Here is a 23279-nt window from a genome sequence, read left to right as displayed (position 1 = left end):
GAGTTGCATGGACTTTTCCTTGAACCCCTCGCTGGACGCCCACGACACCCGCATCCTCGCCGAACTGCAGGCCGACGCGCGCCTCACCATGGCCGAGCTCGGCCGCCGCGTGCACCTGAGCCAGCCGGCCGTGACCGAGCGCGTGAAGAAGCTGGAAGCCGCGGGCGTCATCAGCGGCTACCGCGCCACCGTGAACCTCGGCAAGCTGGGCTACGGCATCCGCGCGATCATTCGCGTGGGCCGTGCCGACTACGCGCGCGTGGTCGAGCTGGTGCAGCAGACGCCCGAATGCGTCAATGCCTACAACGTGACCGGAGAAGACAGCTGGGTGCTGGAGATCGCGGTGATCGACGTGAGCCACCTCGACGCGGTGGTCACCAAGTTCTGCATCCTCACCGAGACGGCGACCTCGATCATCCTGAACCCGGCGCGCGAGCACCAGGCGATGCTGCCGCCTCGGCGAGCGGACGTGAAGCCGCCGATCAAGAAAGTCATCAACGCGTAGCGGCCAGCGCGCTGAAAGCCGCGACCACCTCCGCTGGCGCCTGCACCATCTCGATCAGCACGCCCTCGCCCGCAATCGGGAACTCCTCGTTCGCCTTCGGGTGCAGGAAGCAGATGTCGAAGCCGGCCGCGCCCTTGCGGATGCCGCCCGGCGCAAAGCGCACGCCCTGCGCCGTGAGCCACTCCACGGCCTTGGGCAGGTCGTCGATCCACAGCCCCACGTGGTTCAGCGGCGTGGTGTGAACAGCCGGCTTTTTCTCGGGGTCCAGCGGCTGCATCAGGTCGACCTCGACCTTGAACGGCCCCACGCCCATCGAACAGATATCCTCGTCGACGTTCTCGCGCTCGCTCTTGAACGTGCCGGTCACTTCGAGCCCCAGCATCTCGACCCACAGCTTCTGCAGGCGCAGCTTGTCGGGGCCGCCGATGGCGATCTGCTGGATGCCCAGCACCTTGAACGGACGCGCCGCCGGGGTCGTCGGGGTCGTGGGCGTCGTCGTCGTGGTGGCAGTGGTCATGCGGCGCATCCTTCTTCGCTTGTTTCCTGAACCTGCCGCGCGTTGAGCCCGAGCTTGCGCAGCAGCACCGTGTCGGCCTCGACGTCGGGGTTGCCCGTCACCAGCAGCTTGTCGCCGTAGAAGATCGAATTCGCACCCGCCATGAAGCACAGCGCCTGCACGGCATCGCCCATCTGCTGGCGCCCGGCCGACAGCCGCACGCGCGCGGTCGGCATGGTGATGCGCGCGACCGCGATCATGCGCACGAAGTCGAAGGGGTCCACCGGCTCCGAGTCGGCCAGCGGCGTGCCGGGCACGCGCACCAGGCTGTTGATGGGCACCGACTCCGGGTACGGGTTCAGGTTGGCCAGCTGCGCGATCAGCCCCGCGCGATGAACCGGCGCCTCGCCCATGCCGACGATGCCGCCGCAGCACACGCTGATGCCGGCGCTGCGCACGTGGGCCAGCGTGTTCAGCCGGTCCTGGTAGGTGCGCGTGCCGACCACGTCGGTGTAGTACTCGGGCGCGGTGTCCAGGTTGTGGTTGTAGTAGTCCAGGCCCGCGGCCTTGAGCTGGTGCGCGTGGTGCGGCTCCAGCATGCCCAGCGTGGCGCAGGTCTGCAGCCCCAAGCCCTTCACGGCCTCGACCAGCACGGCCACCTTCTCCACGTCGCGGTCCTTCGGCGCGCGCCAGGCGGCGCCCATGCAGAAGCGCGTGGCGCCGGCGTCCTTGGCGGCCTGCGCGGCGCGCACCACCTCGTCGACCTCCATGAGCTTCTGCGCCTTCACGCCGGTGTCGAACTCGGCCGACTGCGGGCAGTAGCCGCAGTTCTCGGGGCAGCCGCCGGTCTTCACCGACAGCAGCGTGGCCAGCTCGATGTCGCCCGCCGGAAAATGCTGGCGATGCACCGTCTGCGCCTCGAACAGCAGTTCCATGAAGGGCTTGTCGAGCAGCGCCTGGATGGCCTCGAGCGACCAGCGGTCCGTGGCCTTGGGGCCGGCCGGCGCTGCCGGGTTTACCGGGGTTCCCGGGCCTGATGGCCGGTGCAACGTGATCGCCTGTTGCAGGTCGTTGGCACCCATCAGTTGAACTCCATGATGATCTGGTCCACCGCGAGCGACTCGCCCTTGTTCGCGGAAATCTTGCCCACCACGCCGTCCTGCGTGGCGAACAGCACGTTCTCCATCTTCATCGCCTCGATCACGGCGAGCTTCTCGCCGGCCTGCACCTGCTGCCCCGGCTGCACCGACACCTCGACCAGCAGGCCCGGCATCGGCGACATCAGGAACTTGCTCAGGTCCGGCGGCGCCTTGTAGGGCATCAGCTCGAGCAGGCGCGCGCCCAGCGGCGACAGCACCATGGCCTCGATCTGCGTGCCGTCGTGCGACACGCGCAGCGCCAGCGGGTTCTTGCCCGCGCCGCGCTCCACCTGCGCTGTGAAGGGCTTGTCGTTGACCGTGCCCTGCACGCGGATCGCACCCAGCGCAAGGCTGCTGTCGATTTTGTAGCTCTTGCCGCCCACGGCCACCGCGCTCGCGCCGGTCTTGCCGTGGAAGTCGGTGACCGACACCGGGTGGTGCACATGCTTGCCCTCCGGGCCCAGCGCCACCACCACGAACTGCTCGCCCACCTTCACGCCGTGCCCTGCGAGTTGCCCGCTGATGCCCGACGCCCGCGCGCGGTAGCGGCGGTGCACGTAGGCGGCCAGCGCCACCAGGAACGACGGATCGGCGTGCGGCACGTCTTCCGCGTGGAAGCCCTTGCCGTAATGCTCGGCGATGAAGCCGGTGTTGAAGTCGCCCGCCACGAACTTCGGATGCGCCAGCAGCGCCGCCTGGAACGGAATGTTGCTGCTGATGCCGCGGATCACGAAGCCGTTGAGCGCCTCGCGCATGCGGGCAATCGCCTGCTGGCGGTCCTTGCCGTGCACGATGAGCTTGGCAATCATCGAGTCGTAGTACATCGGGATCTCGCCGCCGTCGTACACGCCGGTGTCCACGCGCACGCCGTTCAGGTGCTCGGTGTCGCTCGCGAACATGGTCTCCGCGGGCGGCTGGAACTTCACCAGCCGGCCGGTCGAGGGCAGGAAACTACGGAACGGGTCTTCGGCATTGATGCGGCACTCGATGGCCCAGCCGTTGCGCTTCACCTCGGCCTGCGTCAGCGGCAGCGCTTCGCCGGCCGCCACGCGGATCATCAGCTCGACCAGGTCGAGCCCGGTGATGCACTCCGTCACCGGGTGCTCCACCTGCAGGCGCGTGTTCATCTCGAGAAAGTAGAAGCTCTGGTCCTTGCCGACCACGAACTCCACCGTGCCCGCGCTCTGGTACTTCACGGCCTTGGCCAGCTGCACCGCCTGCTCGCCCATCGCCTTGCGCGTGGCGTCGGAGATAAAGGGCGACGGCGCCTCCTCGATCACCTTCTGGTGGCGCCGCTGGATGGAGCATTCGCGCTCGTTCAGGTAGATCACGTTGCCGTGCGAGTCGCCCAGCACCTGGATCTCGATGTGGCGCGGCTCCTCGACGAACTTCTCGATGAACACGCGGTCGTCGCCGAAGCTGTTGCGCGCCTCGTTGCGGCACGAGGTGAAGCCCTCGAAGGCCTCCTTGTCGTTGAAGGCCACGCGCAGGCCCTTGCCGCCGCCGCCGGCCGAGGCCTTGATCATCACGGGGTAGCCGATTTCCTTGGCGATCTCTACCGCGCGCTCGGCCGTTTCGATGGCGTCGTTCCAGCCCGGAATGGTGTTGACCTTGGCTTCGTTCGCGAGCTTCTTCGAGGCGATCTTGTCACCCATCGCCGCAATCGAATAGTGCTTCGGCCCGATGAAGGCAATGCCCTCTTCCTCGACCTTGCGCGCGAAGGCTTCGTTCTCCGACAGGAAGCCGTAGCCCGGGTGCACCGCCTCGGCGCCGGTCTGCTTGCAGGCCGCGATGATGCGGTCGGCCTGCAGGTAGCTTTCGCGGCTGGGCGCGGCGCCGATGTGCACGGCCTCGTCGGCCAGCTCGACGTGGCGGGCTTCCTTGTCGGCGTCGGAATAGACGGCCACCGTGAGGATGCCCATCTTCTTGGCCGTCTGGATGACGCGGCAGGCGATTTCCCCGCGGTTTGCGATCAGGATCTTCTTAAACATTTCGGGTCTCCGCGTGGAAATCGCCTGCGCGCGCCAAGCAATTTGGCTTCGCCGAAGCGGCCTTGCGGCCGCTTTCACCACGATTGGCGATCAGGATTTTCTTGAACATGTTCTTCTTCTCCGTTCGGCTCAAAGCGGAATGTTGCCGTGCTTGCGCCACGGGTTCTCGAGCTTCTTCTCGCGCAGCATGACCAGCGAGCGGCAGATGCGCTTGCGCGTCTCGTGCGGCAGGATCACGTCGTCGATGTAGCCGCGTGCGCTCGCCACATACGGGTTGGCGAAACGGGCCTTGTATTCGGCCTCGCGGGCGGCCAGCTTCTCGGGGTCGTTCTTGTCTTCGCGGAAGATGATTTCCACCGCGCCCTTCGCGCCCATCACCGCGATCTCTGCGCGCGGCCAGGCCAGGTTGACGTCGCCACGCAAATGCTTGGAAGCCATCACGTCGTACGCGCCGCCGTAGGCCTTGCGCGTGATGACGGTGATCTTGGGCACCGTGCACTCCGCGTACGCGTAGAGCAGCTTGGCGCCGTGCTTGATGATGCCGCCGTACTCCTGCCCCGTGCCGGGCATGAAGCCGGGCACGTCGACAAAGGTGACGACCGGGATGTTGAAGGCATCGCAGAAGCGCACGAAGCGCGCCGCCTTGATGCTGCTCTTGATGTCCAGGCAACCCGCCAGCACCAGCGGCTGGTTGGCCACGATGCCGATGGTCTGGCCTTCCATGCGCGCGAAGCCGATCACGATGTTCTTCGCGTAGTCGGGCTGCAGCTCGAAGAAGTCGCCGTCGTCCACCACCTTCAGGATCAGTTCCTTGATGTCGTAGGGCTTGTTCGGGTTGTCGGGCACCAGCGTGTCCAGCGAATAGTCGGGCCGGTCGGCCGGGTCGCCCTGGCCGTTGTTGCCCAGGCGCACCGGCGGCTTCTCGCGGTTGTTCAGCGGCAGGTAGTTGTACAGGCGGCGCAGCATCATGAGCGCCTCCACGTCGTTCTCGAACGCCATGTCGGCCACGCCGCTGCGCGTGGTGTGGGTGATGGCGCCGCCCAGTTCCTCGGCCGTCACGGTTTCGTGCGTCACCGTCTTCACCACGTCGGGGCCGGTGACGAACATGTAGCTGGAGTCCTTCACCATGAAGATGAAGTCGGTCATGGCGGGCGAATACACCGCGCCGCCCGCGCAGGGGCCCATCACCATGCTGATCTGCGGCACCACGCCGGAGGCCATCACATTGCGCTGGAACACGTCGGCATAGCCGCCGAGCGAGGCCACGCCCTCTTGAATGCGTGCGCCGCCAGAGTCGTTCAGGCCGATGACCGGTGCGCCGACCTTCATGGCCTGGTCCATCACCTTGCAGATCTTCTCGGCGTGCGCCTCGGAAAGCGCGCCGCCGAAGACGGTGAAGTCCTGGCTGAACACGAACACCAGGCGGCCGTTGATCATGCCGTAGCCCGTGACCACGCCGTCGCCGGGGATCTTCTGCTCGGCCATGCCGAAGTCGACCGAGCGGTGCTCGACGAACATGTCCCACTCTTCGAAGGTGTTGTCGTCCAGCAGCAACTCGATGCGCTCGCGCGCCGTGAGCTTGCCCTTGGCATGCTGCGCGTCGATGCGCTTCTGCCCGCCGCCCAGGCGCGCCTTGGCGCGGCGCTGTTCGAGTTGTTCAATCAGTTCTTGCATGAATTGCTCGCAATCGTTCTTGAAGTGAAATTTGTTCTGACGTCTCAGAGACGCTGGAAATTGAACCGCCGCACGAAAGGCTCGAGGTCCGCCGCCTTCAGCATGCTGGCGAAGACCGTGCCGTCGTCGGCGGAGGGGCCGCTCGCGTCGCCGAAGTACCAGACCAGGCGCGGGCCGTCGGCATGAATGACCAGAGCGTTGTGGTCCACCACGCGTTGCCAACCCGAGCCCGTGCCCAGCGCATCGAAAAGCGCTCGCGTGGCGGGCGCCTCGTCGGGGTCCGAGGTGTCGAGACTGGCCGCATGCGCGTAACCTCCCTGCGCCAGCTGGTAGTAGAGAAGCAGCAGCACGAAGGACGGCAGGTCGAGCGACTCGGCATGCCAGGCGTTGGTCTTGCCGTCGGTCTGTTGCCAGACCACCTGCGCTGCGTCGTCGGGCCGAACGCCCCAGCAGCAGACGCCCTGGTTCTCTTCGGCGAACACCAGGCGGGAATCTTCGATGCGCAGTTCGTCCAACTTGGCAAAGCGCTGGAAAGAAGTCATGAACGCCGGCACATTGCCCACGCATTCATGGAGCACGCGCAGCGCCTCGGGCAGCGGCACCTGCAGCCGTGCCTGAGCGGCCTGGCATTCCGCGGGGTCGATGCCGTCCGACGGCGTCAACCGGCGGTCGAGCAACGACTCCGCGATGGCTCGCAGCCGGGTCTCGAAGTCGGGAGATGGGGTCACACCGAAGTCCGGAAAGCCGCCAGCAACTGTCTTGCCGCCACCGAGGCGGGCGTGTGCCCGCTGGTCACCTGGCCCGTCAGTTCGACGAGCGACGCGCGCACCTGGGGATGCTGGCGAAACGCCTGCTTGAGCCCCGCGTCGATGCGCTCCCACATCCACGACAGCGCCTGCTTCTCGCGGCGCTTGGCCAGCTTGCCGTTGGCGGTCTGCAGTTGCCTGAACTGCGTGACGGCGTCCCAGAAGGCCTCGACACCGGTGCCCGCGAGCGCACTCAACTGCAGCACCTTGGGCAGCCAGAAACGCACTTCGGCGCCGCTGTGCGCGTCGTGCACCGCATGTGCGTGCTCGGGGTTGCCCTGGTGGCCGAACAGGCGCAGCGCCGAGGTGATCTGCGCCTGCGCGCGCGTGGCGGCGGCGGCGTCGATGTCGGCCTTGTTGATGACCACCAGGTCGGCGATTTCCATCACGCCCTTCTTGATCGCCTGCAGGTCGTCGCCCGCGTTGGGCAACTGCATCAGCACGAACATGTCGGTCATGCCGGCCACGGCCGTTTCGCTCTGGCCCACGCCCACGGTCTCGACGATCACGACGTCGTAACCCGCGGCCTCGCACACCAGCATGGCCTCGCGCGTCTTCTCGGCCACGCCGCCCAGCGTGCCGCTCGACGGGCTCGGCCGGATGTAGGCGCGCTCGTGCACCGACAGCCGCTCCATGCGCGTCTTGTCACCCAGGATGGAGCCGCCCGACACGGTGGACGACGGGTCGATGGTGAGCACCGCCACGCGGTGGCCCTTGTCGATCAGCAGCAGCCCGAGCGTTTCGATGAAGGTCGACTTGCCGACACCGGGCACGCCCGAGATGCCGAGGCGAAACGACTGGCCGGTGCGTGGCAACAGCGCGGTGAGCAGCTCGTCGGCCTGCGTGCGGTGGTCGGCGCGCGTCGATTCGAGCAGCGTGATGGCCTTGGCGATGGCGCGTCGCTGCGCCATGCCGGGCGAATCGGTCAGCGCACGCTCGAGCTCCAGCACCGTGTTCAGCACGCCGCCTCCGACGCCACGCGCCAGCGGTAATGCAGGTCGACGCCCTCCTCTCCTTCGAGCACGAAGCCGTGCCGCAGGTAGAAGCGGTTGGCGTCGCTCTTCACCAGCGCGGTGAGCGCAATGTCGCGTTGCTGTTCGCGCGCCTGCGCCTTGGCCCACTCGAGCACCCATTCGCCGATGCCCAGGCCCTGGAAGCCGGTGCGCAGGTAGAGGTGGTCCAGGCGCAGCGCGTCGCTGCCCTCGGGCTTGAGCGTGACGAAGCCCACGCGCTGCTCGCCGTCGAGCACGATGTGGTGCATGTAGGGCACCACGAAGCCCGCGCTCAGGCGCTCGCGCGAACGCTCGGGGTCGAAGCGGCCCACGCGCTCCAGGCTCGGGCGCATCGCGTCGACGCGCAGGGCCAGCATGGCTTCGAAATCGCTGGAGTCCACCGGCTGCAGCGACAGCCGCGACAAGAGATCGCTCACGTCGCGTCTCAGGCGGAAACCGCCGCGCGGATCTGTTCCAGCACGTCCTTGGCACTGGCCGGAATGGGCGTGCCCGGTCCGTAGATGCCCTTGACGCCGGCCTCGTAGAGAAAGTCGTAGTCCTGCCGCGGAATCACGCCGCCGACGAACACGATGATGTCGTCCGCGCCCTGCTTCTTCAGTTCGTCGATGATGGCCGGCACCAGCGTCTTGTGGCCGGCTGCGAGCGTGCTCACGCCCACGGCATGCACGTCGTTCTCGATCGCCTGGCGCGCGCACTCCTCGGGCGTCTGGAACAGCGGGCCCATGTCGACGTCGAAGCCCAGGTCGGCAAAGGCGGTGGCCACCACCTTGGCGCCGCGGTCGTGACCGTCCTGGCCCAGCTTGGAGATCATCACGCGCGGACGGCGGCCCTGCGCTTCGGCGAAGGCATTGATCTCGGTCTTCAGCGTTTCCCAGCCCTCGGCCGAGTCGTAGGCCGCTGCGTACACACCGGTCACCTTTTGCGTGTCGGCGCGATGGCGGCCGAATGACTTCTCCAGCGCGTCGGAGATCTCGCCCACCGTGGCGCGCAGGCGCACCGCGTCGATGCTCAGCGCCAGCAGGTTGCCGGTGTTGCTTTCGGCGGCTTCGGTCAGCGCGTCGAGCGCGGCCTGCACCTTGGCGCTGTCGCGCGCGGCGCGAATGCTCTGCAGCCGCGCCACCTGCTGGTCGCGCACCTTCACGTTGTCGATCGACAGGCTGTCGATCGCGTCCTCGGTCTTCAGCTTGTACTTGTTGACGCCCACGATCACGTCCTTGCCGGAGTCGATGCGCGCCTGTTTCTCGGCGGCGGCCGCCTCGATCTTGAGCTTGGCCCAGCCGCTGTCCACCGCCTTGGTCATGCCGCCCATGCCCTCGACCTCTTCGATGATGGCCCAGGCCGCATCGGCCATGTCCTGCGTGAGCTTCTCCATCATGTAGCTGCCGGCCCAGGGGTCGATCACGTTGGTGATGTGCGTCTCTTCCTGGATGATGAGCTGCGTGTTGCGCGCAATGCGCGAGCTGAACTCGGTGGGCAGCGCAATGGCTTCGTCGAGCGCGTTGGTGTGCAGGCTCTGCGTGCCGCCGAACACCGCGGCCATCGCCTCGATGGTGGTGCGCACCACGTTGTTGTACGGGTCCTGCTCGGTGAGGCTCCAGCCCGAGGTCTGGCAGTGCGTGCGCAGCATCAGGCTCTTGGGGTTCTTCGGGTTGAACTCCTTCATGATGCGGCACCACAGCAGGCGCGCCGCGCGCATCTTGGCCACTTCCAGATAGAAGTTCATGCCAATGGCCCAGAAGAAGCTCAGGCGCCCGGCAAAGCCGTCCACGTCGAGGCCCTTGGCCAGCGCGGTCTTCACGTACTCCTTGCCGTCGGCCAGCGTGAAGGCCAGCTCCAGCGCCTGGTTGGCGCCGGCTTCCTGCATGTGATAGCCGCTGATCGAGATCGAGTTGAACTTGGGCATGTTCTGCGCCGTGTACTCGATGATGTCGCCGATGATCCGCATGCTCGGCGCCGGCGGAAAGATGTACGTGTTGCGGACCATGAACTCCTTGAGGATGTCGTTCTGGATGGTTCCGCTCAGCTGGTCCTGCGCCACGCCCTGCTCTTCGGCCGCGACCACGTAGCCCGCCAGCACCGGCAGCACGGCGCCATTCATCGTCATCGACACGCTCACCTTGTCCAGCGGGATCTGGTCGAACAGGATCTTCATGTCTTCCACCGAGTCGATGGCCACGCCGGCCTTGCCGACGTCGCCGGTCACGCGCGGATGGTCGCTGTCGTAGCCGCGGTGGGTGGCCAGGTCGAAGGCCACGCTCACGCCCTGCCCGCCGGCGGCCAGCGCCTTGCGGTAGAACGCGTTCGATTCTTCGGCGGTGGAGAAGCCGGCGTACTGGCGGATGGTCCAGGGGCGCACCGCGTACATGGTGGCCTGCGGGCCGCGCAGGTAGGGCTCGAAGCCGGGCAGCGTGTCGGTGTACTTCAGGCCCTGCAGGTCGGCCGCGGTGTACAGCGGCTTCACGCTGATGCCGTCGGGCGTGACCCAGTTCAGCGCGTTCACGTCGCCGCCGGGCGCGGACTTGGCAGCGGACTTGGCCCAGGCTTCGAGGTCGGCGGGCTTGAAAGTGGGTTCGGGTGTGCTGCTCATGAAGGGGCCGTTCGCAGAGTCTTGCAAGGGGGTTCGCAAATTTGCCTGCACGGATTTGCAAGCCGGCCGCGAGTCTACCCCATCCATAATTATTAATTCAAACGCCTTTTTTGAAGTACAGTCCGCCCCATGTCCGCCGTCACCCTCACCCCCCGCGCCCTCTATGAAGAGGTGGCCGAGCTGCTGCGCCAGCGGATCTTCCGCCGCGAGCTGGAGCCCGGCAGCTGGATCGACGAACTCAAGCTGGCCGAGGAATACGGCATCAGCCGCACGCCGCTGCGCGAGGCGCTGAAAGTACTGGCGGCCGAAGGCCTGGTGACGATGAAGGTGCGCCGCGGCGCCTACGTGACCGAGGTGTCCGAGCAGGACCTGGCGGACGTGTACCACCTGCTCTCCCTGCTGGAAAGCGACGCCGCCGGCGTGGTGGCCGAGCGCGCCACCGACGCGCAGCGCGCCGAGCTCAAGGCATTGCATTCCGAGCTGGAGGCCGCGGCCTCGCCCGAAGACCGCGAGCACTTCTTTGCGGTGAACGAGCGCTTCCACATGCAGCTGCTGGCCATTGCCAACAACAAGTGGCGCGACCAGATGGTGGCCGACCTGCGCAAGGTGATGAAGCTCAACCGGCACAACTCGCTGCTGAAGGCGGGCCGCATCGGCGAGTCGCTGGCGGAGCACCGCGCGGTGATGGCAGCCATCGAGGCGCGCGACGCCGAGGCCGCCATGAGCCGCATGCGCGAGCATTTCCAGAACGGGCTGGAAGCCGCGAACTAGGCGCGCGGCGGCTCAGTCGGCGTTGTCCGCCGGCGTTGTCGGTCGACGCTGTCAGTCGACGTTCAGGGTGCCGGCTTCCCCGGCAATGCGCTGCGCCGCCTCCACCAGCAACGGCCCGATGCGCGCGACCATCGCGTCCTTCGGCAGCAGGTAGGCCGGCCCGCCGCAGCTCACCGCATACCGTTCACCGCGCGGCCCCTGCAGCGCGAAGCCGATCGCATGGATGTGCGGGTTCCATTCACCGAACGAGCCGCAGTAGCCCAGCCGCGCGTACTCGTCGAGCCCGGCCGCGAGGCGCGGCTCGATGGCGTCCCAGTTCTCTCCGCTCTCGAGCCGGATCTCTTCCATCAGCACCGCCTGCTCGGGCGCCGGCAGCGCAGCTAGGTAGGCCCGGCCGGCGGCCGAGGTGGCGATGGTCATGCGCGTGCCGACCTCGATGCGCGAGCTGATCACCACCGAGCGGGGCCGCAGCGAGTCGATGACCAGCATGTCGAGCTCGTCGCGCACCACCAGGTGCACGCTCACGCCGGCCGATTCCGAGAGTTCGGCCAAGTAAGGCCGCGCCATCGTGCGCAGGTCGAAATGCCGCAGGTAGCGGGCGCTCATGTCGAGCAGCGCCGGGCCGAGGCTGAAGCGCTCGCTGTCCTGCGACTGCCGCAGGTACCCCGCGCTCACCAGCGTGGCGGTGAGCCGTGACACCGTGGCTTTGGGGATGCCCGTGGTGTCTGCCAGTTCGCGATTGCCTATCGGTGCCGCCGCCATGCCGATGACCTTGAGAAGGGCCAGGCCCCGGCCGAGCGCGCTTACTTCTTCCTTGCCGCCAATCGCGTCATTCATGTATCGAAACCTTTTTTATTTCCCTGATGCTCCTCATTTTTCAGCAAAAAACGGTTGACGCGCCAGATATCACACCGTAGAGATTTCGAAACAGTGTTTCATTTCAAGGAAGCAGAGGCGTGCAGAGGAAAACACCGCGCGCCGCGCATGGCGGCCGGTGTGCCTCGAAAGAAGAAAAAGAGAGCGCGCTGCGCCGGCCGTCAGGCGGCTTGCGCGACCGACTCGTGCGCCAGGGCCATGACCTCGTGCGCCGGCCGCGTCTTCATCTTGTGGTCGCTCCACACCTGGCGCCAGCGGCGCGCGCCCGGCAGGCCGTTGCGCAGGCCCAGCATGTGGCGCGCGATCGACCACCAGTTCGTGCCGTGCTCGGCGGCTTCGCGGGCCATGTAGTCGCACATCAGCGACTCGACCTCTTCGCGCGTCAGCGCCTGCGGCGCGGCGCCGTAGAACTCGGCGTCCCACTCGGCCAGCCACCAGGGGTTGTGGTACGCCTCGCGGCCCACCATCACGCCGTCGAGCAGGCGCAGGTGCTCGTACACCTGCGCGTTCACCGAAATGCCGCCGTTGATGGCAAAGCGCAGCGACGGAAACTCGTGCTTCAGCCGGTGCACCAGCTCGTAGCGCAGCGGCGGAATCTCGCGGTTCTGCTTCGGGCTCAGGCCCTGCAGCCAGGCGTTGCGCGCATGCACGATGAAAGTCTCGCAACCCGCCTCGCTCACCTTGCCGACGAAGTCGCGCACGAACTCGTAGCTCTCGATCTTGTCGATGCCGATGCGGTGCTTCACCGTGACCGGAATGCCGACCACGTCGACCATCGCCTTCACGCAGTCGGCCACCAGTTGCGGCTCGTTCATCAGGCAGGCGCCGAACGCGCCGCGCTGCACGCGCTCGCTCGGGCAGCCGCAGTTCAGGTTGATCTCGTCGTAGCCCCACTCCTCGCCCAGCTTCGCGCAATGCGCCAGGTCGGCCGGCTCGCTGCCGCCGAGCTGCAGCGCCAGCGGGTGCTCTTCGGCGTTGAAGCGAAGGTGCCGCGGCACGTCGCCATGGATCAGCGCGCCCGTCGTCACCATCTCGGTGTAGAGCAATGCGTGGCGGGACAGCAGGCGGTGGAGGTAGCGGCAATGGCGGTCGGTCCAGTCCATCATGGGTGCGACCGACAGGCGCCAAAGGCTGTGACTCGGATTGGGTTCTGTGTTTTTCAAGGCTGGAGGCGGTCTATGGGGGGCGCAATACCCATTCGCAATTTCACACCGCAACCGCAGGAGCGTGCCAAGGCCAGCGTAGGGGCCCCGCTCTGGCGGCGCGTACAGCGCGCATTTTCACAGGTATCCCATACCGGAACGACAAACGGGTCATGGCGGGGGCATTCGTCAGCCCCCGCGCGCACGTCCTCAGGAGCGCAGTTCGCCTCGGCAGCCGTCATAGAGCGCCTTGGCTGCGTTGTAGTCGTCCGCCTGCGCAAAATGCCGAGCCTGCGGTTCTCCCTGGGCGACGACCGCGCCCTTTTCGGCGATCGACAGGAAGCCCAGCGCCTGCGCCACGCTGTCGAGCTCTACCTCCACGGCTTCGTTCTGCTTGTTCTGGATCTGCTCCAGCGTCTTCATCGTGGCCATTTCCTTGGCGAAGCTCTTCTGAGCCGCCGTGGCGTTCAGGTCGAAGGTGTCCACGTTGCCATGGAAGACGACGTGCACATTGGGACCGGAGGCGTATGTCTTGACCTTGTCGTTGGAGAGGGTCTGCAAATAGTCGGCGCCGGATGCATCGCGCACCACGCGCGCGCCGAGATCGTTCACCTCCTTGCGAGTCGGCGGCGCGACTTCCAGGTTCCGTCCATGCAAGGTCTTGAAGCCCTTGCCGTTGTCGTCGAAGACCATCACCATGGTCTTTGCCATGGCGTCCTGCTGCACAAGCCTGTCGGTGTCTGTCGGTTTCACCGCCTCGGATGGCACGTTGCTGCCCACGCCGCCGTCCACATATTCCTTTCCGCCATGCATGACGGATTCGAAGTAGACGGGAATGGCCATCGAGATGCGTCCGGCCAGCGCCACCGGCATGTCCGGCGTTGTCGTCCGGTTGAACATCTCGGTCTGCCTGTCCGTCTTGTTGAAGCCTGTGAGCGTGAGTTCCTTGAATGTCTCCGGCTTGATCTTGCTCAGGATCGACAAATCGTTGAAGGTCAGCATCATGTTGGTGCGGTCCTGGGTGAAAGACGCAGCGGTCAGCCCCTTGAACACATCGAGCCGGTCTGCTTCCTGCTGCGTGATGCGGCCGTCACCCACGGCATCTGAAATCGCCTGTGCGTTCTTGTCCACGAAGGCGCCCACGCTGCGCGAGGTCTGCTCGTCGAGGATGGCCAACGCCTTCTGCGCGGAGAAATCCTTGCCGCCCCCGGCGTGCGAGATGGCGAAGCGATCGAAGCGACCCACGTCCGACGAATCCTTGAACTGCATCCCTGGATAGATGGCGCCGAAATTGGGCAAGTCGTCGGCCAGGCTCGGCATGGGCGTGTTGTCCATCAGCGCCTGGAAGGCCGTTCCCGACATGCCCGACGCCAGGCAGGCAGCGGTCAGCGCGCCCGCGGAGGTGCCCACGACATGCTTGAGGCCACCGATCACGCCCAGCTTGCCCAGCTCGAGCAAGGCCGGGGGATTGCCCACGCCCTTGGCGCCACCGCCTTGCAGCACGAGGTTTTCCAGCGACGGCGCCTTGCGGATGAGGGTGAAGCCGCCGGAGGCGCCCTTGACGACTTGCGGGGTAATGTCTGTCTCGGTGCTGCGGTCACTCAACGCAATGAGCCGGCCGAGCATCGCCGTGTGCACCTCGCGCACGGTGGCCTGGAACTGGGAGGCCGGCATCTTGCCGCCCTGCGCTCGGCACTCGGCCTGGGCGTCACGCAATGTCTCGCGCGCTTGCTTGCGGATCTCCTGGATGTCGGCTTCGAACTGCGCCAGCTTGGCGCCTGGCACAAGGGCGCGCATGTCGTCGGTCCTGGCCGTCACGTAACGCGAGAAATCGCGGTGCGCATCGCCGTAAGCCTCCGACGACACCTTGACCTTGTCGCCCTTGGGGAAGGTGCTGGCCGACTCCACCTGCTTGTCCCAGTCCATCGCGGTCTTGCCGTAGAAGCTCTGGGCGAGCTCCTTGATGGCCGCCTGGGCTTCCGTGTTGGCGGTTTTCAGCGCGGCGTGGACCTCGGACTTCCTGAAGGAGCCGTCGGTGCCGGCCTGCACCTTGTCGAAAGTGGCGTTGACGATCTTGTCGAACTTGGCAGCCGCTGCGCCCTGAAAGCTGGCCATCTCCCGGGCCGGAACAAACTTGCTCAGCGAAGAGAGGTTGTGCTCGCAGTAGCTCTTGAAGGCGTCCTTCGACTGGGCCACGCTCTGCTGGGTCGTTGTCCTGGCCCCGAAGATTATGGGCGGCTTCATGCCGCTCATTTCCTTGGACCAGGTCTGGGCAATGCTGCCCGTGTTGCGAATCGCGAAGTCGGACATGGGTTACTCCGGGCAAATGAGGGGGTTCAGCGCACGGCGCCAACCGTCATGTCGACGGGGATCTGCTCGTTGGCCAACGTGACGGCTTCGATGAGTTCGCGGATCTCTCGCGCCTGGCCGCACAGGTAGTCCATGTGCACCGTGAATTCGTCCAGCAACGCGTCGTCCAGCGCGAAGGAGGCTGTGAGCAGCACGTAGTCACGCCGGTCCAGCCCGAGGGCGAACGGCCTGCCGCGCAAGCCCGAGTGGTTCAGCAACAGCAGGCCCTGGCACAGGTTGGTCCGCAGGTCGCCCGTGACCAGTTGCGCGTTGTACAGGTAGATGTCCACCACCAGCCTGGTGTCCGAGGGGTGCACGGTCACGCGCACCGGCAGGTTGTCGGGCATCAGCAACTCGAAGCTGCGAGGAGACGCCAGCGTGATCGGGCCGCCTGCGTCGGCCTCGATGCGGCGCAGCAGTTCCTTGAACACCGGAATGTCCACGGCCTGTTCGGTCATACCTTGATCCATGCGGCCTCCTGCGAGAGCGGGGACGCATCGAGCGCGGCAACGGCGGCACTGCCGGTTCTCAGCAAGTCGCGCAGCGCCGAGGCGCTGCGATCGAGTTCCGCATCCAGCTTGTCCGTTTCCGCCAGCAGGGGGGCGGCGAGTTCCATCGAGACGGCGGCGGAGCCATCGGGCTCCAGCGAGCCTGTTCGCGGATGCTCCGAAAAGCGGCTGTTGGCCGTGAGGCGCAGAAGTGCCTCGCACACCGCGGCCCGGCCGTCGTCGTCCAACTGCGTGGTTTCACGCGACAGGCTGCATGTCAACGCACCCGACTGGGCGTTGCGGAACACCGTGGCCCGCTCGCCTTCTCCGGTGGCGGCCTCCTGCTCGGCATCCCCCATTGCAGCAGGATCGCCCTGGGCCAGCTCTCGCAAAGACTGTAGGAATTCGGGACTCATGGCTGCGGCACTCCTGGTTGCTTGGTGTGCGGCATGAGTAACGCCAGCGCGAGGGAAAGTTCCATCGCGCGCGTGGAGCTTGCGCCGAGCCAGCCGACCAATACAACGAAAGTGCAACGCCCGATGGGAACATTGCGGGCCGCCGACGCTACACGGCGCTTTCCGCGCCCCGCCGCACAGCCCTGTAATTCCCCGGCGTCACCCCAAAGCAGCGCCGGAACCATCTCGAAAAATGCGCCTGGTCCGTGAAGCCGCATTGCACCGCCACCTCGGCCGCCGCCTGGCCTTCGCGCAGCAACACCTTGGCGCGACCGATACGTGCCAGCCGGGCGTAGTGCGCGGGCGTCATGCCGACAGCGACGCGGAACAACCGGTGAAAGTGCTCGCGCGACACGCCCAGCCGCTGGGCCAGCGCACCGGGGTCGATGCGGCAAGCATCTTCCGTGGCAAGGGCCTGGCAGACCGCTTCGACGCGGGCGTCGGCCAGCTGCCGCTCGACGGCGACCAGCGCGTCGCCGGTCTGCGCGCGAAGAACCTGCGCAAGCAATCGCCCGACCTCACCCCCATCTTCCGACAGCGCGGCCTGCGCCAATGCGCGCGCCGTGAAGTCGTCCTTCCAGACACCCCGGCGCAACTCGCCCCGCTGCGCAACGGGCCACCCGAGTTGCGCAGCCACCCACGCATGCGGCACATACAGCATCACCATGCGAAAGCCCTGCGCACTCACGCCGGCGGTGTGCAGCATGCAGGGGGCCATCAGCACCAGGTCGCCGGCTTCGGCCACCTGCCGCTCGCCCGCGCAGGTGAATTCGCAGCGCCCTTCCAGGATCGCGCCCACGCTCCACTCGGCGTGCCAGTGCAGGTCGAAGTGCGCCTTGGGGTCGCCCGCGAACATGGCCTCGACCTGCGCGCCATCGTCCATGCACAGGCTGATCACATGGGAGGTGGCGGGCGGCTTCATTCCCCGAAGGGTAGCGGCATGCAGGCCTTGCAGCTCACGCAGCGAGCGCACCGCGCACGGTGATGCCCATCCACCCCGCGCTGGCGGTCGTGGCCCGCACCTCGCCGAGCAGCGCCAGTTCCTCGACCGGGTGCGCATGGAACTGCAGGCTCGCGCTGCCGGCCGTCCAGCCCGACTCGACGCGGTCGATGATGTCGGCGCGCAGGTAGCGCGGCACCGCCGCGCGTTCAGGCTGCGTGAGGTCGGGCCAGCCGACGGCGCCGATGGTCGGCGCTGAAAGAAACCCCAGCCGCCCGGCCTTCTCGCCCGTCAGCGTGACGCGGGCATCGACCAGCCGGCGCTCCTTCACGCTGAGGCTCGCGCCCAGCCGGCTGCCCGCGGACAGCGGCGCGGCGGCCGGATGAATCAGCGGCAGGCTGCGTGTGACCCAGGTCTGCCCTATCTTCTTGGGCCAGCCCTGCAGCCAGCCGCGCAGCATCGAGATGTCCTGGTCGACGTAGATCAGCGGGCAATAGAAGCGCTCGCCCTCGCCTTCTTTTGCATCGATCTCGAGCACCACGATGGTCTCGCGGTACTGCGCGTACACGGGGTCGAGCAGTTCATGGCCGTCGTCGCCGCAGGCCTGCCAATCGGCGAAGTGCACGCAGCCCTGGCCGGTGGCCTTGCCGAGTTCCGGTGGCACCAGCGTGGCGCCGCGCGCGGCATCGAACGCGAAGGCAACATTGACCAGCCAGCCGGCGTAGTGCCATGGCGGCGCCTGCACCAGCGCGCTGCGGCCGGACGAAGTGAAAGGGGGCGTGAAAGAGAGCGGCATCGCAGGTGTGCAAGTGGAAGACCGCCGCACGATACGGCCGCCCCGCCGCGCGGTCTTGTACGCCAGTGATGCGCGCGCCGAAGGCCTGAGGGGCCTACGGACCTAAGGCGCCGTCGAACTTTCCAGCACCGCCGCCAGTTGCTCGAGCGTGTAGGGCTTGCGCAGCCACGCGGTGCCCGGCAGGGTCTGGGCGGGTTCGGCCTGCCCGGTCACGAAGACGACCGGCACGCGGTGGTCGCGCAGCAGCCGCTCGGCAAAGTCGCGGCCCGAGAGCGCCGGCAGGCCGATGTCCACCATCACTACGTCGAAAGCCCCTTCGAAGAAGCGCGCAATGGCCGCCTCGGCGCTGCGCACGCCGGTGGCCCAGTGCCCCATGGCCTCGAGCAGACGCAGCGTGGCGGCCAGCGTGTCGGCGTCGTCCTCTACAAGGAGCACCCTGAGTTTTCTTTGTTGTTCTGCGGATGAAGCTGGTTCGGTTGTCATTGATTTCCATTTTTCCAGACAAACCGCGACCTTGCATCGCCCGAGGCTCTCCACGCGCAGGGATCTACGCCAGATGGCGGCGTTGTCCGACTCGGCACCACCCCTGCGCAGAGAAAATGACCGCCTCGGCCCGAGACAAGCCGAGCCACAACGACGAGAACGAGCGCTTTTCCGGCCCTGCCAATGACCCGCATCTACCTGATAGAAGACAACCCCCTGATCGCCGACACGCTGACCGACGGGTTGCAACACTTTTGCGAATGCGATGTCATCGGCAACGCCACGACGTCCGACGACGCCATTCACTGGCTCAAGGACAACCCCGAGGGCTGGGACGCCGCGGTCATCGACATCTTCCTGGCCGAAGGCAACGGGCTGACGGTGGCGCAGTACCTGAAGGAGCACAAGTCCCCGGCCCAGCGCACGGTGGTGCTCATGAACTATGCGAGTTCCGAGGTGCGCGAAGGCGCGCTGTCCGCGGGTGTGGACGCGGTGTTCGACAAGTCGCTGCAGCTCGAGGCCTTCTACGAATTCTGCAAGCAGCTGAACATTTCGCCGCGCCGCTGAAGCAGACTCGGGGCATGAACACGCCCTCTCCTCTCCTGCTCGACGCCGCCACGCTGCGGCAACTCGCGCAGGCATCGGCGCCTTCGGCGTCACCGTGCCCGTGCCGCCTTCAAGGCGCCACCGCATGGGAAAGCATCACCGAAGAGCGCTGGCCCGCCGCATTGATGCAGCAGGTCGGCACGCTGCGCGACCCCGAGCTGTACGAACCGACCTTCGAAGAATCGCACCCCAAGGGCACGCGATACGACTCGCCCGAGGCGCCCCTCTCGGTGCTGCACTTCCCCTTCAACCGCTGCGACGTGTACCGCTGCACGTCATGCACGCGGCTCGTGCTGCGCTACCGAGTTCGGCGGCTACTACATCGACCACCGCGTGCGCGTGGTCGACGCGGCGCTGGTCACCGACTGATCATCTGCCCTCGCAGCCTGGGGCAAACGCCTGAGCGCGCGGCACAATCGTCCGCGTGCATTTTTTCAAACACTGCCTGCCCGCCGGTCTTGCGCTGGCGTTCGCCCTCGCTGCCACCGCCACGACCGCAGCCACGACCACAGCCACGACTGCGGCCGCGCCGGTGCTCCTCGTCACCTCGCCCGCTGCCTTGCAGGCCGCGGAAAAATCCGGCGCGGGTTTCGCGCGCTGGTTCGGCGAGACACCGGGCGCCGACGGCATCGCGACCAACCAGGCGCTGATGCGCTCGCCAGCATGGCGCGCCGTCACCGAGCCGATCGGCGCGAGCCTGGCCGGCATCCAGCGGCGCGACAAGCAGGCCGGCGTCGGCATCGCGAAGTACCCGCACCGCCTGTTCGACGCGCGCTGGCTCGCGAGCCCCGACGCCTACTTCGAACTGGTGGGCGTGGCCAACCGCATGGACCGCCGGCCGTTCCAGGAGAAGGACGGCGCGTGCGGAGAAACGCGGCTGGTTTATCGGCTGGCCTACCGCACACCCGCGATGCAGTCGCGCCTGCCCATGACGGTGAACGTCGAGCTGCGCGGCGATGCGCCCGATGCCAACGGAAGTTGCGCCGAGGCCGCGAAGCGCTGGCAGCCGCCGCAGGCCTCGATGAGCGACGAAGCGACCGGCCGCTGGCTGGTATCGACAGACGGGCCCCTCGCGCCCCAACGCCTTGCGCCCGCCCGCATCTCGCAGGTCACGACCAACCTGCAGAGCGTGCGCTGGCCGTCTGCCGTGCGGCCTGACCTGGGCGGCCATGCCGAATACATGCTGCGCGCTTTCCGCTGGAACGCGAGCGCAAAAAGCTTCGACGTGGGGCCGCTGGAGAACACGCCCGACTTCGCGAAGCTCAAGGCCGATGCACCGCTGCGCAAGGAGCTGCAACAGTGGCTGCAGCAGCCCGCCAACCTGCGGGCGCTGGACGAAGCCACCTTGCAGATCCCCGAGAAGTTCCTGGCGACCGAATCCATCTCGGTCGCGCCGCGCGGGCTCGAGCGGCTCGCCAACCAGCCCTTCGCGCAAGTCTTCGCACCCGGTGAATGGAAGGCCGTGGAAAACAGCCGCACGCTGGCATCGCCGCAGGCCGTGCTGCGCCGCCTGGACGACCTGAGCTGCGCGGGCTGCCACCAGAGCCGCGCCGTCGCGGGCTTTCACCTGCTGGGCGTCGACCGGCGCGGCGCCTCGCGCACCTTCACCACGGGCAACGCGCTCGCGGTGCCGCATTCACCGCATGTGCAGGACGAGCTGGCGCGCCGCGCCATCTATGTGCGCGCCGCGCTGTCGACGCCGCGGCCCGATCCGTTCCGCCCGCTGGCCGAACCCGGCGAACCCGACGAGCCCAACGCCGCGCCCGGCAAAGCCACGGTCGGCGCGCGCTGCGAACCCACGCGCATCACGCCCTCGGCCAACCCGTGGCTGGACCGCGCGCAGAAGCGGCCGCGCATTGCCTGCGAAGGCGCGGCTTCGGTGTGCGAGACCACGTCGGTCGGGTTCCCGGGCGGCATGTGCTCGGGGCCCTGCGACCCCGCCGACAAGAACGGCACCTGCGGCGGCATCGCCATCCTGAGCGACTTCAACAGCTGCCTCGCCGCGAAGAAGCCCTTCGGCGAATGCCTGGCCAGGCACACGCGCCCCGGCAACCTGCGCAGCTGCTCGGCCGGGCAGGCCTGCCGCGACGACTACATCTGCGCGCAGGCCGACGGCCAGCCCGAAGGGCACGGTGCGTGCATACCGCCGTACTTCCTGTTCCAGATGCGGGTGGACGGGCACTCGTAGGCGCCCTGCCAGGCCCGGTCAGGCCCGGTCAGGCGCGGTCAGGCGCGGTCAGGCGAGATAGCCGCCGTCCACCGTCAGCGCCGCGCCCGTCACGAAGCTCGACTCGGGCCCCGCGAGAAATGCCACCATGTTGGCGATCTCGCTGTCCTGGCCCATGCGGCCCAGCGCCATCAGCGTGCGCAGCCAGTCGCGGTATTCCTCCGCGGCCATGTCGGTCTCGGTCGGGCCGGGCTGCACCGCGTTCACCGTGATGCCGCGCGCGCCGAGGTCGCGCGCCAGCCCCTTGGTGAGCGAGGCGACGGCGCCCTTGGTCATGCTGTACACCGCCGCGCCCGCGAGCCCGGCGCGCTCCGCGCTCACGCTGCCGATGTTGATCACGCGCCCGCCCTGGCCCATGTGCCGCACCGCGGCCTGCGTGCCGACGAACACCGCGCGCACGTTGACGGCGACCATGCGGTCGAAGTCGGCAATGGCAAAGTCGTCGACCGTGCCGTGCGTCAGCACGCCGGCGTTGTTGACCAGGATGTCGAGGCGCCCGAAGGTCTCGGCGGTCTGCGCCACGGCCTGCTGCACCGCGCCGGCGTCGGCGCTGTCGGCCTGGATGGCCAGCGCCTCGCCGCCCGCGGCCGCAATGTCCTTCACCAGCGCCTGCGCCTTGTCGGCCGAAGCCGAATAGGTGAAGGCCACGGCCGCGCCGTCGCGTGCGAGTCGCCGCACGATGGCCGCGCCGATGCCGCGCGATCCGCCGGTGACCAAGGCCACCTTGTTCGAGAGAGTGTTCGACACGATGCACTTCCTTTTTATTGGATCAATCGATCCAGAATAGAGCCAAAAAACGCGCCCGGGCGGGCGCTGCGTGAATGGCCTGCGGCGGTTACCGCAGACTTCGAATGGCCAGGCGGGCGACCCCGCGCAGGACGTCGGCCGAAGCCCCTCCCCGCGCGGAAATCTTCAAACCCGACAAGGTGGCGCCAAGAAACTGCGCGGCGGTGCGCACGTCCACGTCGGCACCGGCTTCGCCCGCCGCCTTGGCCTCGGCCACGCGGCGCTCGAGCGCCGCCTGCAACGTGCGCCCGGCGGTGTCGGTCAGCAGCGAGACCTCGTCGTCGGAGCGGCCGAATTCGCAGATCGCGCCAATGCCCAGGCAGCCCGGCTCACCCGCGCGGGTGGACTTGACGACCATCGCCTCGAACATCGCTTCGATGCCGCGCAGCGGCGAAGGCGCGCTGTTGAGCACGCGCAAGTGCTCCGCCACGTGGCCCGCCGCGTAGTGCTGCAGGGCTTCGAGGTAGAGGCGGCGCTTGTCGCCGAAGGTGTCGTACATGCTCTGTCGGCTGATGCCCATGGCGTTGAGCAGCACCTCGGTGGAGGTGCCGTCGTAGCCGAGATCGGAGAACACGGGGATGGCGCCCTCCAGGGCGGTTTCGCGGTCGAATGCTTTGGGTCTTGCCATAGGGCGGAGGATAAATTATTTCAGACTGATCTGTCCACTAATGAGGCCATTGCCTTGCGCATGACGCCCTCTCCCAAAGGGAGAGGGGACAAGACCGGAGACACGACACCACACAGCGCGCGTGGGGTATTGCCCCCTCTCCCCTTGGGGAGAGGGTTGGGGTGAGGGTGAGCGGCAATCAAGGCCGCGCGATGTTGTGAGGCCGATGCCCTCACCCTGACCCTCTCCCAGAGGGAGAGGGAACAAGACAGAAGGCTCAGCGCTGCGCCAGGTTCTGCCCCTCTCGAAAGAGACAGGACCGGGGACATGGCACAACACAACGCGACGCGAGGTCTTACTCCCTCTCCCTCTGGGAGAGGGGACAAGACCGGAGACACGACACCACACAGCGCGCGTGGGGTATTGCCCCCTCTCCCCTTGGGGAGAGGGTTGGGGTGAGGGTGAGCGGCAATCCAGGCCGCGCGATGTTGTGAGGCCGATGCCCTCACCCTAACCCTCTCCCAGAGGGAGAGGGGACAAGA

22 protein-coding genes are annotated in these 23279 nt (G+C 67.2%); 4 read left to right on the top strand and 18 right to left on the bottom strand.

The features are described from left to right. Positions 1–7 precede the first annotated feature (7 nt). Complete coding sequence (locus BM004_RS21695) at positions 8–505, top strand: Lrp/AsnC family transcriptional regulator (protein ID WP_093216627.1); 498 nt, start codon at positions 8–10, stop codon at positions 503–505. Here BM004_RS21695 and BM004_RS21690 read toward each other — a convergent pair. The 8 genes from BM004_RS21690 to scpA all read right to left on the bottom strand — a co-directional run bounded on the left by BM004_RS21690 (position 495) and on the right by scpA (position 10211). Continuing rightward, the gene (locus BM004_RS21690) at positions 495–1022 is read right to left on the bottom strand and encodes a VOC family protein (RefSeq protein ID WP_093216852.1); all 528 of its coding nucleotides are present in this window, start codon (positions 1020–1022) and stop codon (positions 495–497) included. The genes BM004_RS21695 and BM004_RS21690 overlap by 11 nt on opposite strands. Then, the gene (bioB, locus tag BM004_RS21685; protein ID WP_093216624.1) at positions 1019–2083 is read right to left on the bottom strand and encodes a biotin synthase BioB; all 1065 of its coding nucleotides are present in this window, start codon (positions 2081–2083) and stop codon (positions 1019–1021) included. Before bioB ends, BM004_RS21690 begins: the two co-directional genes overlap by 4 nt. Then, on the bottom strand, positions 2083–4131 hold the full coding sequence (gene accC, locus BM004_RS21680) for an acetyl-CoA carboxylase biotin carboxylase subunit (protein ID WP_093216621.1): 2049 nt from the start codon (positions 4129–4131) through the stop codon (positions 2083–2085). Before accC ends, bioB begins: the two co-directional genes overlap by 1 nt. A gap of 129 nt (positions 4132–4260) precedes the next feature. Next, a complete protein-coding gene (locus BM004_RS21675; protein WP_093123199.1) occupies positions 4261–5805 on the bottom strand; it encodes an acyl-CoA carboxylase subunit beta in 1545 nt (514 codons plus the stop codon). Positions 5806–5849: 44 nt separating this feature from the next. After that, positions 5850–6533 carry a hypothetical protein gene (locus tag BM004_RS21670; protein ID WP_143072470.1) on the bottom strand — a complete coding sequence of 228 codons (684 nt, stop codon included), beginning with the start codon at positions 6531–6533 and terminating at the stop codon, positions 5850–5852. Further along, positions 6530–7522 carry a methylmalonyl Co-A mutase-associated GTPase MeaB gene (gene meaB, locus BM004_RS21665; protein WP_093216849.1) on the bottom strand — a complete coding sequence of 331 codons (993 nt, stop codon included), beginning with the start codon at positions 7520–7522 and terminating at the stop codon, positions 6530–6532. Before meaB ends, BM004_RS21670 begins: the two co-directional genes overlap by 4 nt. A gap of 44 nt (positions 7523–7566) precedes the next feature. After that, positions 7567–8040, bottom strand: coding sequence for a GNAT family N-acetyltransferase (locus BM004_RS21660; protein WP_093123205.1), 474 nt, complete (start codon positions 8038–8040; stop codon positions 7567–7569). An 8-nt stretch (positions 8041–8048) separates the two neighbouring features. Then, positions 8049–10211, bottom strand: coding sequence for a methylmalonyl-CoA mutase (gene scpA / locus BM004_RS21655; protein ID WP_093216847.1), 2163 nt, complete (start codon positions 10209–10211; stop codon positions 8049–8051). A gap of 129 nt (positions 10212–10340) precedes the next feature. Here scpA and BM004_RS21650 point away from each other — a divergent pair, with 129 nt between their 5' ends. Next, positions 10341–10982 carry a GntR family transcriptional regulator gene (locus BM004_RS21650; RefSeq protein ID WP_093216616.1) on the top strand — a complete coding sequence of 214 codons (642 nt, stop codon included), beginning with the start codon at positions 10341–10343 and terminating at the stop codon, positions 10980–10982. A 51-nt stretch (positions 10983–11033) separates the two neighbouring features. Here BM004_RS21650 and BM004_RS21645 read toward each other — a convergent pair whose 3' ends face one another. The 8 genes from BM004_RS21645 to BM004_RS21610 form a co-directional block, all read right to left on the bottom strand. Further along, positions 11034–11819: an IclR family transcriptional regulator gene (locus BM004_RS21645; RefSeq protein WP_093123214.1), complete on the bottom strand. Its 786-nt coding sequence runs from the start codon at positions 11817–11819 to the stop codon at positions 11034–11036. A 200-nt stretch (positions 11820–12019) separates the two neighbouring features. Then, the gene (gene dusA / locus BM004_RS21640) at positions 12020–13021 is read right to left on the bottom strand and encodes a tRNA dihydrouridine(20/20a) synthase DusA (protein WP_093216613.1); all 1002 of its coding nucleotides are present in this window, start codon (positions 13019–13021) and stop codon (positions 12020–12022) included. A 189-nt stretch (positions 13022–13210) separates the two neighbouring features. After that, complete coding sequence (locus tag BM004_RS21635; protein ID WP_093216610.1) at positions 13211–15310, bottom strand: patatin-like phospholipase family protein; 2100 nt, start codon at positions 15308–15310, stop codon at positions 13211–13213. A 26-nt stretch (positions 15311–15336) separates the two neighbouring features. Then, the gene (locus BM004_RS21630; RefSeq protein ID WP_143072469.1) at positions 15337–15819 is read right to left on the bottom strand and encodes a type III secretion system chaperone; all 483 of its coding nucleotides are present in this window, start codon (positions 15817–15819) and stop codon (positions 15337–15339) included. Further along, entirely contained in the window at positions 15804–16253 is a 450-nt protein-coding gene (locus tag BM004_RS21625) for a hypothetical protein (RefSeq protein ID WP_143072468.1), read from the bottom strand. Before BM004_RS21625 ends, BM004_RS21630 begins: the two co-directional genes overlap by 16 nt. Positions 16254–16401: 148 nt before the next feature. Continuing rightward, positions 16402–17214, bottom strand: a complete 813-nt coding sequence (locus BM004_RS21620) for a helix-turn-helix transcriptional regulator (RefSeq protein WP_177206560.1) — start codon at positions 17212–17214, stop codon at positions 16402–16404. 34 nt (positions 17215–17248) lie between these two features. After that, on the bottom strand, positions 17249–18028 hold the full coding sequence (locus BM004_RS21615; RefSeq protein ID WP_093216599.1) for an acetoacetate decarboxylase family protein: 780 nt from the start codon (positions 18026–18028) through the stop codon (positions 17249–17251). A gap of 102 nt (positions 18029–18130) precedes the next feature. After that, positions 18131–18463 (bottom strand): response regulator, encoded by a 333-nt coding sequence (locus BM004_RS21610; RefSeq protein ID WP_177206559.1) that lies wholly within the window; start codon positions 18461–18463, stop codon positions 18131–18133. Between the two features lie 231 nt (positions 18464–18694). On the opposite strand from BM004_RS21610, the gene BM004_RS21605 reads away from it, so the two are divergent. Together BM004_RS21605 and BM004_RS21595 are read left to right on the top strand one after the other, a co-directional pair. Next, on the top strand, positions 18695–19078 hold the full coding sequence (locus BM004_RS21605; protein ID WP_093132237.1) for a response regulator: 384 nt from the start codon (positions 18695–18697) through the stop codon (positions 19076–19078). A gap of 463 nt (positions 19079–19541) precedes the next feature. Beyond that, positions 19542–21305: a hypothetical protein gene (locus tag BM004_RS21595; protein ID WP_256219981.1), complete on the top strand. Its 1764-nt coding sequence runs from the start codon at positions 19542–19544 to the stop codon at positions 21303–21305. 48 nt (positions 21306–21353) lie between these two features. On the opposite strand, the gene BM004_RS21590 is transcribed toward BM004_RS21595, so the two are convergent. Both BM004_RS21590 and BM004_RS21585 read right to left on the bottom strand, forming a co-directional pair. Further along, positions 21354–22091: a 3-oxoacyl-ACP reductase family protein gene (locus BM004_RS21590; protein ID WP_093216593.1), complete on the bottom strand. Its 738-nt coding sequence runs from the start codon at positions 22089–22091 to the stop codon at positions 21354–21356. Between the two features lie 88 nt (positions 22092–22179). Next, the gene (locus tag BM004_RS21585) at positions 22180–22758 is read right to left on the bottom strand and encodes a TetR/AcrR family transcriptional regulator (protein WP_093216589.1); all 579 of its coding nucleotides are present in this window, start codon (positions 22756–22758) and stop codon (positions 22180–22182) included. Positions 22759–23279: the final 521 nt, after the last annotated feature.

Source organism: Variovorax sp. OK212 (assembly GCF_900112425.1).
Classification (GTDB): Bacteria; Pseudomonadota; Gammaproteobacteria; order Burkholderiales; family Burkholderiaceae_C; genus Variovorax.
The sequence above is the reverse complement of the archived record's forward strand: the minus strand, read 5'-3'. Positions and strand labels throughout refer to the sequence as shown.

Excerpts from the sequence above, each read along its gene's own strand:
- scpA (WP_093216847.1), bottom strand. The coding sequence starts at position 10,211 with ATGAGCAGCACACCCGAACCCACTTTCAAGCCCGCCGACCTCGAAGCC.
- BM004_RS21585 (WP_093216589.1), bottom strand. The coding sequence starts at position 22,758 with ATGGCAAGACCCAAAGCATTCGACCGCGAAACCGCCCTGGAGGGCGCC.
- BM004_RS21695 (WP_093216627.1), top strand. The coding sequence starts at position 8 with ATGGACTTTTCCTTGAACCCCTCGCTGGACGCCCACGACACCCGCATC.
- BM004_RS21630 (WP_143072469.1), bottom strand. The coding sequence starts at position 15,819 with ATGGATCAAGGTATGACCGAACAGGCCGTGGACATTCCGGTGTTCAAG.
- BM004_RS21615 (WP_093216599.1), bottom strand. The coding sequence starts at position 18,028 with ATGCCGCTCTCTTTCACGCCCCCTTTCACTTCGTCCGGCCGCAGCGCG.
- BM004_RS21650 (WP_093216616.1), top strand. The coding sequence starts at position 10,341 with ATGTCCGCCGTCACCCTCACCCCCCGCGCCCTCTATGAAGAGGTGGCC.
- BM004_RS21625 (WP_143072468.1), bottom strand. The coding sequence starts at position 16,253 with ATGAGTCCCGAATTCCTACAGTCTTTGCGAGAGCTGGCCCAGGGCGAT.
- BM004_RS21690 (WP_093216852.1), bottom strand. The coding sequence starts at position 1,022 with ATGACCACTGCCACCACGACGACGACGCCCACGACCCCGACGACCCCG.
- BM004_RS21620 (WP_177206560.1), bottom strand. The coding sequence starts at position 17,214 with ATGAAGCCGCCCGCCACCTCCCATGTGATCAGCCTGTGCATGGACGAT.
- accC (WP_093216621.1), bottom strand. The coding sequence starts at position 4,131 with ATGTTTAAGAAGATCCTGATCGCAAACCGCGGGGAAATCGCCTGCCGC.
- BM004_RS21605 (WP_093132237.1), top strand. The coding sequence starts at position 18,695 with ATGACCCGCATCTACCTGATAGAAGACAACCCCCTGATCGCCGACACG.
- bioB (WP_093216624.1), bottom strand. The coding sequence starts at position 2,083 with ATGGGTGCCAACGACCTGCAACAGGCGATCACGTTGCACCGGCCATCA.
- BM004_RS21635 (WP_093216610.1), bottom strand. The coding sequence starts at position 15,310 with ATGTCCGACTTCGCGATTCGCAACACGGGCAGCATTGCCCAGACCTGG.
- BM004_RS21645 (WP_093123214.1), bottom strand. The coding sequence starts at position 11,819 with ATGAATGACGCGATTGGCGGCAAGGAAGAAGTAAGCGCGCTCGGCCGG.
- meaB (WP_093216849.1), bottom strand. The coding sequence starts at position 7,522 with ATGGCGCAGCGACGCGCCATCGCCAAGGCCATCACGCTGCTCGAATCG.
- BM004_RS21675 (WP_093123199.1), bottom strand. The coding sequence starts at position 5,805 with ATGCAAGAACTGATTGAACAACTCGAACAGCGCCGCGCCAAGGCGCGC.